This is a genomic window from Pseudomonas sp. MPB03, assembly GCF_046605385.1.
GTDB lineage: Bacteria > Pseudomonadota > Gammaproteobacteria > Pseudomonadales > Pseudomonadaceae > Aquipseudomonas > Aquipseudomonas zanjanensis.
In genome coordinates, this window is record NZ_CP176770.1 from 126,232 (window position 1) to 140,040 (window position 13,809).

General features: G+C 59.8%; 9 protein-coding genes and 1 pseudogene. 5 read left to right on the forward strand and 5 right to left on the reverse strand.

Features of this window, described 5'->3' with window-relative positions:
* Positions 1-18: 18 nt before the first annotated feature.
* The 3 genes from ACLH0I_RS00480 (at position 19) to ACLH0I_RS00490 (ending at position 4,324) form a co-directional block, all read left to right on the forward strand.
* Positions 19-840, forward strand: coding sequence for an ABC transporter substrate-binding protein (locus ACLH0I_RS00480; RefSeq protein ID WP_411385993.1), 822 nt, complete (start codon positions 19-21; stop codon positions 838-840).
* Positions 837-1,670, forward strand: coding sequence for an amino acid ABC transporter permease (locus tag ACLH0I_RS00485; RefSeq protein ID WP_250965139.1), 834 nt, complete (start codon positions 837-839; stop codon positions 1,668-1,670). Before ACLH0I_RS00480 ends, ACLH0I_RS00485 begins: the two co-directional genes overlap by 4 nt.
* A gap of 524 nt (positions 1,671-2,194) precedes the next feature.
* A complete protein-coding gene (locus tag ACLH0I_RS00490) occupies positions 2,195-4,324 on the forward strand; it encodes an autotransporter domain-containing protein (RefSeq protein WP_411385994.1) in 2,130 nt (709 codons plus the stop codon).
* 63 nt (positions 4,325-4,387) lie between these two features.
* On the opposite strand, the gene oadA is transcribed toward ACLH0I_RS00490, so the two are convergent.
* Both oadA and ACLH0I_RS00500 read right to left on the reverse strand, forming a co-directional pair.
* A complete protein-coding gene (gene oadA, locus ACLH0I_RS00495) occupies positions 4,388-6,196 on the reverse strand; it encodes a sodium-extruding oxaloacetate decarboxylase subunit alpha (RefSeq protein WP_186710765.1) in 1,809 nt (602 codons plus the stop codon).
* A 12-nt stretch (positions 6,197-6,208) separates the two neighbouring features.
* Entirely contained in the window at positions 6,209-7,624 is a 1,416-nt protein-coding gene (locus ACLH0I_RS00500; RefSeq protein WP_003187105.1) for an acetyl-CoA carboxylase biotin carboxylase subunit, read from the reverse strand.
* Positions 7,625-7,811: 187 nt separating this feature from the next.
* Here ACLH0I_RS00500 and ACLH0I_RS00505 point away from each other — a divergent pair, with 187 nt between their 5' ends.
* On the forward strand, positions 7,812-8,774 hold the full coding sequence (locus ACLH0I_RS00505) for a LysR family transcriptional regulator (RefSeq protein WP_411385995.1): 963 nt from the start codon (positions 7,812-7,814) through the stop codon (positions 8,772-8,774).
* Here the strand turns inward: ACLH0I_RS00505 and ACLH0I_RS00510 are convergent.
* Positions 8,716-8,925, reverse strand: coding sequence for a PA3496 family putative envelope integrity protein (locus ACLH0I_RS00510; protein WP_080675527.1), 210 nt, complete (start codon positions 8,923-8,925; stop codon positions 8,716-8,718). The genes ACLH0I_RS00505 and ACLH0I_RS00510 overlap by 59 nt on opposite strands.
* 256 nt (positions 8,926-9,181) lie before the next feature.
* Complete coding sequence (gene hexR, locus ACLH0I_RS00515) at positions 9,182-10,048, reverse strand: transcriptional regulator HexR (protein ID WP_003187110.1); 867 nt, start codon at positions 10,046-10,048, stop codon at positions 9,182-9,184.
* A 443-nt stretch (positions 10,049-10,491) separates the two neighbouring features.
* Here hexR and ACLH0I_RS00520 point away from each other — a divergent pair.
* A pseudogene (locus ACLH0I_RS00520) lies at positions 10,492-10,805 on the forward strand (hypothetical protein).
* 76 nt (positions 10,806-10,881) lie between these two features.
* On the opposite strand, the gene ACLH0I_RS00525 reads toward ACLH0I_RS00520, so the two are convergent.
* Complete coding sequence (locus ACLH0I_RS00525; protein ID WP_411385996.1) at positions 10,882-13,752, reverse strand: putative bifunctional diguanylate cyclase/phosphodiesterase; 2,871 nt, start codon at positions 13,750-13,752, stop codon at positions 10,882-10,884.
* Between the last annotated feature and the right edge of the window lie 57 nt (positions 13,753-13,809).

Consider the following 13,809-nt stretch of genomic DNA (forward strand, 5'->3'; position numbering starts at 1 on the left):
TTCTAACAGGGCCCTCACATGAAATTACAACGATTGCTGGCCCTGGGCCTTACGCTGCTGGCTGCCTCTCCGCAAGCGTTTGCCGGTGCCACGCTGGACCGCATCGAACAGAAAAAAGAGCTGGTTGGCGTGCTGATGGAAAGCTATCCGCCCTTCTCGTTCCTCAACGATCAGAACCAGCTCGACGGTTTCGATGTGGACGTCGCCAAGGCCGTGGCGCAGAAACTGGGGGTGAAGCTGCGCCTGGAAACACCGTCCTGGGACGTCATCGCGGCCGGTCACTGGAGCGGGCGCTATGACATCTGCATCTGCTCCATGACGCCGAGCAAGGCCCGCGCCGAAGTGTTCGACTTCCCGGTGCAGTACTACGCTTCGCCCGCGGTGATCGTGGTCAACGCCAAGGACGACCGTATCCACGGCGCCAAGGACCTGAGCGGCAAGAAAGTCGGCCTCACCAGCGCCTCCAGCTACGAGAGCTACCTGAACAAGAACCTGGTGATCGAAGGCGCCGAGGATACCCAACTGAGTTATCCGTTCGAGGAAGTGCAGATCGCTCCGTACGACACCGACAACGTGGCGTTCCAGGACCTGGGCCTGGGCGCCGGGGTGCGCCTGGACGCGGTGCTGACCAACCTGGTGACCGCCCAGCCGCGCCTGACCGAAGACAAGCGCTTCAAGCTGGCCGGCGATGCGCTCTACTCCGAACCGAACTCGGTGGCCATCGAAAAGGGCGACGCGCAGTGGGACAGCAAGGTGCGTGAAGTCTTTGCCCAGTTGAAACAGGATGGCACCTTGAGCAAACTCTCGCAGAAATGGATCGGCGCCGACATCACTCAATGACTTCTTTTCCACCCCCTCAGCCACCGCCATCGGTGGCTGAATCACGCCTGCAGAAAATCTTCGGTTTTCGCACTCGGCTGTACCTGACCTGGGCGGCGATGTTGGTGCTGTTCGCGAGTTTTTTCCTGAGCTTCGACCTGAAGTTCTCGATCATCCTCGACAAACTGCCAAACCTGCTGGGGCTGCATTTGGCCCCCAATGGCTTTTTACAGGGCGCGGTGCTGACGCTGTTCCTGTGCTTGTGTTCGATCGTAGCCTCATCGTTGCTGGGTTTCATCACTGCCCTGGCGCGACTGTCCAGCAGTGCGGTGGCCTTCGGCATCGCCAGCTTCTACGCGTCGTTCTTTCGCGGCACGCCGCTGCTGATCCAGATCTTGCTGATCTACCTGGGCCTGCCCCAACTGGGCGTGGTCCCTGGCGCCATCGCCGCCGGGATCATCGCCCTGTCGCTGAACTACGGCGCCTACCTGAGCGAAATCTTCCGCGCCGGCATCCTCGGCGTCCCCCACGGCCAACGCGAAGCCTCCCTCGCCCTGGGCCTGGGGGAAACCGTGATCTTCTGGCGCGTCACCCTGCCCCAGGCCATGCGCACCATCATCCCGCCGACCACCAACCAATTCATCTCCATGCTCAAGGATTCCTCGCTGATCTCGGTGATGGGGGTCTGGGAGGTGATGTTTCTGGCGCAGTCTTATGGGCGTTCCAGTTATCGGTATATCGAGATGCTGACGACGGCGGCGATTATTTACTGGTTGATGTCCATTGCGTTGGAGCTGATCCAGGCGCGGATGGAGCGGCATTATGGGAAGGCTTATCTGAATAATCGTTGAGCTGTTCCGAGGTGCCTTTGAGGGCAGCGTGTAGATCCCTTGCTGCGGTAATGGCGGCTGGCGGTTTCGCACCGCCATCGCGAGCAAGCTCGCTCCCACACTCGATTTTCAATGAACATAAAACTTATGCTCAACACAGCCCCTCTGTGGGAGCGAGCTTGCTCGCGAAGAGGCCGGCAAGCCCAACATCCACGTGACTGAACCACCGCCATCGCGAGCAGGCTCGCTCCCACATTCAATCTTCAGCGGACACAAAATTCATATCCCACAGGAGAAACACGATCCCACCAAGATCCGCAGAAACGGTGATACACACCGACCTTAAAAAGACGCTTTCCATTTTCTGAAAGGCCCGTAGGGCAAAGCTCCGGACCATGAAAGCCAACGAACCAACACGCTGATCGCAGCACGAGCAGCCTACAAATTTCATCCGCCGAATCTTTCCCATGGCGAGGAGATGGCTGGCATCGCCGCACAGGGTGAAATTTTTAAAGTGCGACCTCTTTCATCAGAGGTCACATTCGATGCCTACCCAACACGTATTCCTGCCCCAACACCTCGCACTGGCAATAACCTTGGCGCTTGGCTGTGCCGAGGTTTCAATGGCTCAGTCAGTTACCGGAGAAGCCCGCCCCGTTGAAACGACCGCCAAGATGCAGGCGAGGCTCAAGACGTTCGCGGCGGCACCGGATACAAAGATCGAGAGGGTCACCGAAGTTCAGGAAGCGCCCCTGTCGATGGGCGACAGCGACGACCTGGTGATTGTCAGCAAGCAAGGCGATCTTTTCGGGCTTACTGACGGAGGCGGCGGGACTAATGTCCTGCAATTGGATATCGCCAAGGGAGGCGTGATCAATCAGATAAGTAACGTTACCGATCTGCATCTCAAGCAAGGCGAATGGTCCAGCGGCGTCGCTTTCAACGGTGCGAGCCTGGTCGACTCGAAGGCCAAGCTGACCAACACCGGTCAGATTGCGGGTGCGGTGCACGTGCTTGGTGTATTCGATAACCGGGGTACCGTGGCCGGTCCCGTGTTCGTTGGAAGAAACGCCACGTTCAGCGGCAACGGGACGGTCGACGCGCTGGATGTGACCGGCTTGATGAAGGTCGGTCCAGACGTTGGCGCCCCTTCGGTTACCCATGATCTCAAGCTACTCAAGAGCGCGACGCTGGTTTACGGAATTGACGCGGAAAAAGGCAGCGCCACGATTAAGGTTGGCGGTACCGCGACGCTGGGCAATGCGACATTGAAAATCCCCGCCATACCCGGTGAATTCGTCGACACGAACAGGCGAGTCGTGATCGACGCGGGTAAGGTGGTGGGGAAGTTTGGGAAGATCGAAAATGAGCTCGTCTTCCTGACAGCAACACCTGACTATACAGAAACAGAAGTAGGGCTGATTTTCGAACGTAACAACATTCCATTAAAAATTGCCGCGACCAACGAAAACGCTGAAGAGTTTGTAGAGAGTCTGCCTGGACCGAAACTGGCCAAACCAACGCCGCTGGAATCCGAGGCCACGGCTATGCAACCTCCGACCGTCGAGTCGCCAGCCGAACGTCCTGCATCAAAACCCACCGCATCTCCAATCGTTGCCAGCGCCAAACTAAAACCAGCGACCCAATCGACAGCCACCAAGCCAGCTCCAAAACCCAACGCCGCCATCGCTGCCCTACTCGGCACCAACATGGCCACAGCCGCCGATGCCATCGACCAACTGGGCGGCTACGACACTGCAGATCTAGGCAATGCCACCCTGAGCAGCGTCGCACCGATCAGCTCGGGAATGCTTTCCGCCATGAGCCTGAATACACCTGAGGGCGAACATGGCAACGACCAGGTCTGGGTCCAGGCCATCGGAAACAACGGCAGCCTCGCCAAGCAATTGGGCAACTTTGCCCTCAAGCATTCCACCAAGGGCCTGATGCTGGGAACCGATTGGGCTGTCAGCTCCAATTGGCGGTTGGGTGTCATCGGCAGCAAGACCCAGACACGACTGGACAGCTATCAATTCGAGGGAGCGCTCGACAGTTGGCTCGTAGGCGCCTATGCCGTGCGCCAGGAAGGACCGCTGGCGCTGCGCCTGGGTGCCGTCCATGGCAGCCATGACGGCAGCACCAAGCGCCATGTCGCGTTCAATGGTTTCAAGGATCACCTCAAGGGTCGTTACGCCGCCACGACGCAACAGGTCTTTGGACAGGTTGGCTACAACCTGGACGTCGGTCATTTCGATATCGAACCCTATGCCCAAGTGGGTTACCAGCGCTATCAACGCGATGCCTATTCAGAAAAAGGTGACGATGCTGCATTGCGGTACAACGGCCAGGCGCAGGAGCACTACAGCAGCGACCTCGGCTTGCGCCTCGCTCGCCCTTTTGTGTTCGACCAAGGCATGCGGTTGACACCACGCGTCGATGTCGGCTGGAAGCACCTATACGGCGACATCAGGGGCGGCTCCCATCAACGCTTGGTTAATGGCGGCAATACCTACACCATCAAAGGCGTCGAACTGGACCGTGACAGCTTGCTCTTGCAAGCGGGATTGGAACTGGCCGTATCGCCAGGTCACACCCTAGGGTTGAATTACAGCGCGGAAACGGGCCAGGACAACCATAACGGTGCGTTGACCGGGCAATGGCGGATGATGTTCTGACGGGCGAAAAAAAGGGGAGCACCTGCTCCCCCGAGGTAAAACATTGCATCGAGGCTGTTGGAATCAGCCTTCGATTTCGATCAGGATCTCGCCCGGGTTGACCCGGTCGCCCTTGGCCACATGAATGGCGGTGACCTTGCCGGCGATGGCCGCCTGGACTTCGGTTTCCATCTTCATGGCTTCGGTGATCAGAACCGCTTGGCCGGCCTTCACCACGTCGCCCTCCTTGACCAGGACATCGACGATGTTGCCCGGCATGGTGGTGCTGACATGGCCTGGCGCAGTGGCTTGCTTGCGCTTGCTGCTGCCGCCGCCGACGAATTCATTGAGCGGTTCGAACACGACCTCTTCGGGCATCCCATCGATGGACAAGTAGAAGTGACGCTTGCCTTCGGCCTTGACGCCCACACCGGTGATGTCGACGCGATAGGTTTCGCCGTGCACGTCGATGACGAACTCGGTCGGCACACCTTCACCGCCCGCGGAGCTCACGCTGCCTGCCTCAGGAATTGGCAGCAGCACTTCCGGGGTCAGGGTGCCGGCTTCGCGCTCCTCGAGGAACTTGCGACCGATGTCCGGGAACATGGCATAGGTCAGCACGTCCTCTTCGGACTTGGCCAGTGCACCGATTTCGCCGCGCAGCTTGGTCATTTCCGGCTTGAGCAAATCGGCCGGGCGCACGTCGATCACTTCTTCGCTGCCGATGGCCTGGCGACGCAGCTTCTCACTCACCGAGCCCGGCGCCTTGCCGTAACCGCCCTGCAGATAGAGCTTCACTTCGTTGGTGATGGTCTTGTAGCGCTCACCGGCCAACACGTTGAAGAACGCCTGGGTGCCGACGATCTGCGAGGTCGGGGTCACCAGCGGCGGGAAGCCGAGGTCTTCACGTACTCGCGGGATTTCCGCCAGCACTTCGTTCATCCGGTTCAGCGCGCCCTGCTCTTTCAGCTGGTTGGCGAGGTTGGAAATCATCCCGCCCGGCACCTGGTTGACCTGGACGCGAGTGTCCACCGCGGTGAACTCGCTTTCGAACTGGTGGTATTTCTTGCGCACGGCATAGAAGTACAGGCCGATTTCCTGCAACAGTTCCAAGTCCAGCCCGGTGTCGAACTCGCTGCCTTTAAGGGCCGCAACCATCGATTCGGTGCCCGGATGGCTGGTGCCCCAGGCGAAGCTGGAGATCGCGGTGTCAATGTGGTCAGCACCGTTTTCGATGGCCTTGAGTTGGCACATCGCGGCCAGGCCGGCAGTGTCGTGGGAGTGGATGAACACCGGCAACGATTGCTCGCTCTTCAGCGCTTTCACCAGCTCGCCAGTGGCATATGGGGTCAGCAGGCCGGCCATGTCCTTGATCGCCACCGAGTCGCACCCCATGGCTTCCATCTGCTTGGCCTGGGCCACGAACGCGTCGATGGTGTGCACCGGGCTGGTGGTGTAGGCGATGGTGCCCTGGGCGTGCTTGCCGGCAGCTTTCACCGCTTCGATAGCGACCCGCAGGTTACGCACGTCGTTCATCGCATCGAAAATGCGGAACACATCGATGCCGTTGACGGCGGCCTTGGCCACGAAGGCCTTGACCACGTCGTCGCTGTAGTGGCGGTAGCCCAGCAGGTTCTGGCCACGCAGGAGCATTTGCAGGCGCGTGTTGGGCAGCGCCGCGCGCAGTTGACGCAGGCGCTCCCACGGGTCTTCCTTCAGGAAGCGCACGCAGGCGTCGAAGGTTGCGCCGCCCCAGACTTCCAGCGACCAATAGCCAACCTTGTCGAGCTTGTCGCAGATCGGCAGCATGTCTTCGGTGCGCATGCGCGTGGCGAGCAGCGATTGGTGAGCGTCGCGCAGGATTGTGTCGGTAACGTGGATCTTCTTGGACATTGTCATGATTCCTTACAGGCCTGCGTGGGCGGCAATGGCGGCGGCGATGGCCAAGGCCAGCTCTTCGGGTTTGCGCTTGATCGAGTAGTTGGTCAGTTCAGGATGGCTTTCAACGAAGCTGGTGTTGAACTGGCCGCTGCGGAATTCCGGATTGCGCAGGATTTCCTGGTAATACGCGGCGGTGGTCTTGACCCCCTGCAGGCGCATGTCATCCAGGGCTCGCAGGCCACGGTCCATCGCTTCTTCCCAGGTCAACGCCCAGACCACCAGTTTCAGGCACATCGAATCGTAGAACGGCGGAATGGTGTAGCCGGTGTAGATCGCCGTGTCGGTGCGCACACCCGGGCCGCCCGGGGCGTAGTAGCGGGTTATCTTGCCGAAGCTGGGCAGGAAGTTGTTTTTCGGATCCTCGGCGTTGATGCGGAACTGCAACGCAAAACCCCGGTGCTGGATGTCTTCCTGCTTGACCGACAGCGGCAGCCCGGAGGCGATGCGGATCTGTTCGCGAACAATGTCGATACCGGTGATTTCTTCGGTGATGGTGTGTTCCACCTGCACCCGGGTGTTCATCTCCATGAAGTACACCTCGCCTTCGGCGAGCAAAAACTCCACGGTGCCGGCGTTCTCGTAGCCCACGGCCTTGGCCGCGCGCACCGACAGGTCGCCGATATAGGCGCGCTGCTCAGGGGTCAATTGCGGGCTCGGGGCGATTTCGATCAGCTTCTGGTTACGGCGCTGGATCGAGCAATCGCGTTCGAACAGGTGCACCACGTTGCCGAAACTGTCGCCCAGGATCTGCGCTTCGATGTGCTTGGGATTGACGATGCATTTTTCCAGGAACACTTCCGCCGAACCGAACGCCTTGGTGGCTTCGGAAATCACCCGCGGGAAGGCCTGTTCGAGTTCTTCACGGCTGTTGCAACGACGGATACCGCGACCGCCGCCACCAGAGGTGGCCTTGAGCATCACCGGGTAACCGATCCGATCACCTTCGGTCAGGGCCTCTTCGATGCCCGCCACGTTGCCTTCGGTGCCCGGCGTGACCGGCACACCGGCCTTGATCATGCTGCGACGCGCTTCGGTCTTGTCACCCATGCGGCGAATGACTTCCGCCGAAGGGCCAATGAATTTGATGCCGCGTTCAGCGCAGATGTCTGCCAGTTCGGCATTTTCCGAGAGAAACCCGTAGCCAGGATGCAAGGCATCACAGCCGGTTTCCACCGCCAGGTTCACCAGTTTGCGCGGGTTGAGGTAGCCGGCCAGCGGATCGGCGCCGATGCTGTGGGCCTCGTCCGCACGCTTGACGTGCAACGCATGGCGGTCCGCGTCGGAGTAGACCGCGACCGAGCGAATGCCCATCTCGGCGCAAGCGCGCACGATGCGGACGGCAATCTCACCACGGTTGGCGATCAGGATCTTTGTTATCAATTGGAGGTTCCCTTGAGCCGGTGATACCACGGCCTGGGATCCAGGCCGACGCGTGACCAGATGTAACAATTGGTCGCAGCTCCACACTAGTCCTGGCTGTGGATTAACAAAAATGAATAATTATTGGGTCATGCATAAGCAAAGACTTATAGTTGAGCTGCCCGTCCCACACCAGAGTACTTAAAAGATGCGTAAGTCGTTGATGCGTATGACATTGCGTCAATTGCAAATTTTCAACGAGGTGTGCGACCTGAGGTCCTACAGCCGTGCAGCCGACGAAATGTCTCTCACACAACCGGCCGTTAGCCTACAGATTCGATCTCTGGAAGAGCTGATTGGCCAGCCGTTATTCGAGTATGTCGGCAAGAAACTCTACATGACCGAAGCCGCCGAAGCCCTGCAACGTGCCAGCCGCGACATCTTCGGGCGCCTGGAAAACCTCGATATGCAGCTCTCGGACATGCAGGGTTCGCTGCAAGGCCAACTGAAGCTGGCGGTAGAGTCCAGCGCAAAATACTTCGTCCCGCATCTATTCGCCGCATTCAAGCGCCAGCATCCGGAGGTCAACCTCAACCTCACGGTGGTCAATCGCGGCCAGGTCATCCGCCGGCTCTCGGACAACCGCGACGACCTGGTGATCATGTCCATGGTGCCCCAGGACATGGGCCTGGAATTCCTGCCCTTTCTCAACAATCCGATCGTCGCCGTGGCGCCGCCCGACCATCCGCTGTGCCACCTGGGTCCGCTGCGCTTGCAGGACCTGGAGCCCTACACGCTGCTGTTGCGCGAGCCGGGGTCCGGCACGCGACTGGCCTGTGAGGAATATTTCAAGGAGAAACGGGTGCACTTCACCCAGACGCTGGAAGTGGCGTCGGCGGAAGCCCAGCGCGAATGCGTAGTGGCCGGGCTGGGCGTGGCGCTGCTGACACGTCACGCCGCGAGCCGGGAATTGTCGTCCGGCGCACTCATCGAGTTGCCGGTGGAGGAATTGCCGCTGTACCGCAGTTGGTGCCTGGTGCAGGCCAGGGCCAAGCGCCTGTCACCGGTGGCCCATGCCTTCCTGGCCTTCGTTCGCGGCGAGCGCGCTCAGATCATCGGCCTGGTTGAGCGTTTCGACGGGAAGCCGCCGGCGTTGCCTGCCAGTAATTGAACTCTACCGCGTCAGGAAACTCGCTGATCTCGGCCAGAAGCTGACGCTGTTCATAGCGGTCTTCGATTGCACGACGGAACGCCATGCGGCGCTGGTCTTCCTGCTGACGACGGGTTTTGACGGCGCTGCGTTCTTCGTAGGACTGGGTCATGTCGAGACTCCCAAGACGTATACGGGAGCTTTACGATGACGATGAGGGATGACGGTTTGGCGGCGCGTGCGTTACAGAACGATGAATTCAGGGGGAAATGACACTTTGTGGCGAGGGAGCTTGCTCCCGCTCGGCTGCGCAGCAGTCGCAAACCAGCCAATGCGGTGTATCTGGAAAAATCGTTGGGGGCTGCTTCGCAGCCCAGCGGGAGCAAGCTCCCTCGCCACAAAAGCCCCTCGACCTCAGGGCTTGGGATTCAGTCGTCCAGCGCCTTCACCGACTTGGGCGACAGCCGCAGGCTGCGAAGGCTGCGCTTCACGCTCTTGAGGTGGTTGACCAAGCTCGGGCCACGGGCCATGGCGACGCCCATCGCCAGTACGTCGATCACCACCAGATGGGCGATGCGCGAGGTTAGCGGCGTGTAGATCTCAGTGTCTTCATGCACATCGATGGCCAGGTTCACCGTGGACAGCTCCGCCAAGGGGGTCTGGCTCGGACACAAGGTGATCAGCGAAGCACCGCTTTCGCGCACCAGGTTCGCGGTGATCAGCAGGTCCTTGGAGCGCCCCGATTGGGAAATGCAGATCGCCACATCGGTGGGTTTCAAGGTCACTGCCGACATGGCCTGCATGTGCGGGTCAGAATAGGCTGCTGCCGTCAGCAGCAACCGGAAGAACTTGTGCTGGGCATCGGCCGCCACTGCGCCCGAGGCGCCGAAGCCATAAAACTCGACTCGCTGGGCCTGGGACATGGCCGTGACGGCTTTTTGCAACGCCACCGGGTCGAGCTTCTCGCGAACCTCCATCAACGTATGCAGGGTCGTGTCGAAGATTTTCAGGCTGTAGTCCGCCACTGAATCATCTTCATGGATCGCAAACTGACCGAAGCTCGCGCCGGCGGCCAGGCTTTGCGCCAGCTTGAGTTTCAGATCCTGGAAACCCGAGCAACCGATGGCCCGGCAGAAGCGCACGATGGTCGGTTCGCTGATGCCGACGCTGTGGGCAAGATCGGCCATGGAGCTATGCATCACGGCCGCGGGATCAAGCAGTACGTGATCGGCGACTTTCAGCTCCGACTTGCGCAGCAAGTGGCGTGACTGGGCGATGTGTTGCAACAGGTTCAAGGGGCTGGACTCTTGTTATGGGCAGATGCCGGGATGTAGCAAGCTTGTAGTTATACTACAAGAATTGGCGCTTTGCCCGTCCAAAACGTAACTGGATTGCCTCGCTGCCCCTTTGTTTTGGCCGAGGATTGCCCGATGTAGCAGCCTGGGCCGTAGCGCAAACCCTCTGCGCTGTCGATCGCCTGACTTCCTGACCCGGCCAGAGCTTCCAACGTAGGCAATAGCGCCTATTTCCAATGAGCCAAACATTCGATAACTTGCAGCCCTTAACAATATATATCCCTACAACCCTAGGCAGTAGCTCTCAAGCCAAAACCAAGTAGGCCATTGAAAGTTCATTTCTCCTTACAATCCCAGCCGCCACTTAACTAACACCATCAAGTCAAAGCCGTTATATTGGCTCCCGCAGGAAGCAATCAACTTTAACTAAAGGAGTTACCACTATGAAAATCACAACTAAAGGTTGGACCGCACAAATCGATCGTATGCCGGGCACTGCATCTTTCCGCACCTTTGGCACCGTAACCGTAGCAAATTCCGGCGTTATCCCGACGCTGGTCCGGAGCGCCAATCAGGACAAATCTCTTGATCTACGATTGGAGTTGATACTTCAAAACTCCGACGGGGTTTCACTACAAGTGCTCACAGACAAGATTGTCGAATACAAAAAACTGGGTGAATCCAACGTCACGGGCGTCAGTATTTTTTCGAAGGCGAGTTGCTGCACCACATTGATGAAGTTCTAATCACCCACTAAGCATTCGCCCATAAACAACTTCCCGGCAGACGCGCTCGTCGTCTACCGGGAAGTTATCGTCGTCGTTCAGGTTAATTCAACCCAGGTGCTGCGCCCGCAACAACCCGGCCAAACCGTCTGCCTCCACCGGCCGGCTGATCAGATACCCCTGCACCTCATCGCAACCCTCGTTCCTGAGGAACTCAAGCTGCTCCTGACGCTCAACGCCTTCAGCCACTACCTTGAGCGACAAGCCATGGGCCATTGCAATGATTGCCCGGGTAATGGCGGTATCCACGCTGCCCTCGCCCAGCCCGCGGATGAACGCCTGGTCGATCTTCACGTAGTCCACCGGGATACGCTTGAGGTAGCTCAGGGATGAGTAGCCGGTGCCAAAATCGTCGATCGCCAGCTTGACCCCAAGGTCGCGCAATTGCTGGAACGTGGCGATGATGTGTTCAACGCTGTCGAGCAACTGGCTCTCGGTCAACTCCAGCTCCAGGTACTGGGGCGCCAGGCCGGTTTCCTCCAGCACTTGTCGCACCAGGCTGACCAGCTTGCCCTGGCGCAACTGATGCACTGACAGGTTGACCGACACCCTGATCGGCTCAAGCCCTTGGCGCTGCCATTCGCACGCCTGCCAACAGGCTTGGCGCAACACGAACTCGCCAATCGGTCCGATCAGCCCGGTCTCTTCAGCCAAGCCAATGAAATCTCCCGGCGGGACTCGGCCCATGGCCGGATGATCCCAACGCACCAGCGCCTCGGCGGCGTTCAGGCGACCGGTGGCCAGGCACAATTTGGGCTGATAAAAGACTTTCAGTTGTTGCTCTTCCAAGGCCTTGCGCAGTTGGTTTTCCAGTTGCAGGCGCTCCAGCGTGCTGGCCTGGAGGCTCTCGGTGTAGAACTGGAAGTTGTTGCCCCCCAGATGCTTGGCGTGCTGCATGGCCATGTTCGCCTGGCTGACCAGCGTGGCAATTTCCCGCGTGTTGTCCGGCAACAAGCTGATGCCGATGGAGGCACTGAGCACCAATTCATGACCTTCGATGGTCAACGGCACGCGCAGCTTGGCGGCCAGCCGGGTCGCCACCCGCGCCAGGCTGGAAAGGCTGCCGTAGGCATCGAACAACACCGCAAACTCATCGCCGGATAACCGGGCAATGGTGTCGGCCTCGGGCAGTGCATTGATCAAGCGCCGCGCCATTTTCTGCAACAACTGGTCGGCGATGTCATGGCCCAGGCTATCGTTGAGCAGTTTGAAACGGTCCAGGTTGATATGCAGCAACGCCAGGCTACGCCGTCCACCCTGGCGCACCCGCTGATGAGCTTCGTTCAGGCGCTCACGGAACAGCGAGCGATTCGCCAGCCCGGTCAGTTCGTCGTAATGGGTCAGGTAGCGCATGCGCTCTTCAGATTCGCGGCGCGCCGAAAGATCGGCGAAAAAGCCCACGATATGGCTGATATTTCCCCGAGCATCGCGCACGACGTTCAGTTGCAGCCATTGCGGGTACAACTCGCCGTTGGCCCGCGCCTCCACCAGCTCACCCTGCCAGGTGCCATGCTGTTTGAGCGCTTGGCGGATGATGGGATAGTGCCGGCGCGCGTCGCGACTGCATGGCAGGTTGACGACATTGCGCCCGAGCATGTCATCGATATTGAAACCGGTGACTCGCGTGAACGCTTGATTGGCCGCGAGCAGCACATAATTGGGGTCGAAAATCACAATCCCTTCGCTGGCGGCCTCGAACACCGTGGCCGCCAGCTGCCGTTGCTGCTCGAGTTCCTTGCTCGCGCTGATGTCGCGCCGGGTCCCGACCATGCGCAGCACCCGTCCGCTGGCGCTGCGCTCCACGGCTCGGCCACGGTCCTCGATCCAGACCCAATGGCCATCGCCGTGCCGCACCCGGTATTCGATCTGGTAATCCTCGCTGCGGCCCTTGAGGTGCTCGACCAGGGCCCGCTTGAGCGCCGGCAGGTCTTGAGGGTGCAGGCGCGGGGTGAGATGGCTGAGCATCGCCGTGACGTATTCGGGCTCCAGGCCGAACAGCTCCTTGAGCTGGGTGTGATGGACTTCGTCAGTCTGCAGATTCCAATCCCACAACCCCAGCTCACTGGCCTTGAGGGCCAGGGCCAGGCGCGCCTCACTTTTGCTCAGGGCCTGGCTGGCGGCCTCCAGTTCAAGACTGCGCTGCGCGACACGCGCCTCCAGGCCCACCTGGGCCGCTCGCAATTTTTCCTCGGCCGAGCGCCGTTGCTCAACCTCCCGGCCCAGCGCCTCGTTGAGCATCGCACCGCGGGTTTGGGTTTGCTGCAGGTGCTCGATCAACGCCTGGTTCTGGAAACGGCGCAACATGCCATTCTGGATCAGGCGATTGACTTGCCAAGCCACCACACTCAAGGAAACCAACACAATCAGCCCGAGCCAGCCCCAACCCCGCTGCTGCTCATCGCCGCCCCAGAAGAGATAGCCGATGGCCGGTAACAGGCAGGGCAAGGCAAAGGACAGGAACGCCGGAAGACTCACGGCATAGGCCACGCTGGCCGACAACGCGGCCGCGCCAATCAGGCCGAACACCCAGGCCTGCTGCTGGAAGCTGTCGGCCGGGACCAACGCGATGCCGGCCCCCGCCAGCGTAAGGCCGGTCATCGCCGAGCCCAGCAAAAACATACGCAACCAGATCGGGTGGGCCTGGCGGCTTGGCATTGCCGAATCGAAAGCCGCCACCTGGATCACCCGCAACGCCACCAGTGACAACAACCAGACGAGCCAGACGCTGACCAGGAAATAGCGCCGCGGCTCCCATAACAGTGCGGCGCAGACCAGACCGTTGAGCAGCATGAACAATGTAGGAAGCAGTGAGCCCTGATACAGCAGACGTGTGCGCTCGACCGCCATCTCCGTGGCGTACTGCTTGCAGATGACCCGCGGTTCCACACAGGGGCCCGCCGGATCGGAATTGAGGGTCATTGGCACTGTTCTTGTTCTTATAGAGAGGAGCGTGGAGAACCCGAAACAAGCGCCGAG

Bases quoted from the DNA above. Each gene is read 5' to 3' on its own strand.
- ACLH0I_RS00480 (WP_411385993.1), top strand. From the start codon at position 19: ATGAAATTACAACGATTGCTGGCCCTGGGCCTTACGCTGCTGGCTGCC.
- ACLH0I_RS00485 (WP_250965139.1), top strand. From the start codon at position 837: ATGACTTCTTTTCCACCCCCTCAGCCACCGCCATCGGTGGCTGAATCA.
- ACLH0I_RS00490 (WP_411385994.1), top strand. From the start codon at position 2,195: ATGCCTACCCAACACGTATTCCTGCCCCAACACCTCGCACTGGCAATA.
- oadA (WP_186710765.1), bottom strand. From the start codon at position 6,196: ATGTCCAAGAAGATCCACGTTACCGACACAATCCTGCGCGACGCTCAC.
- ACLH0I_RS00505 (WP_411385995.1), top strand. From the start codon at position 7,812: ATGCGTAAGTCGTTGATGCGTATGACATTGCGTCAATTGCAAATTTTC.
- ACLH0I_RS00510 (WP_080675527.1), bottom strand. From the start codon at position 8,925: ATGACCCAGTCCTACGAAGAACGCAGCGCCGTCAAAACCCGTCGTCAG.
- ACLH0I_RS00525 (WP_411385996.1), bottom strand. From the start codon at position 13,752: ATGACCCTCAATTCCGATCCGGCGGGCCCCTGTGTGGAACCGCGGGTC.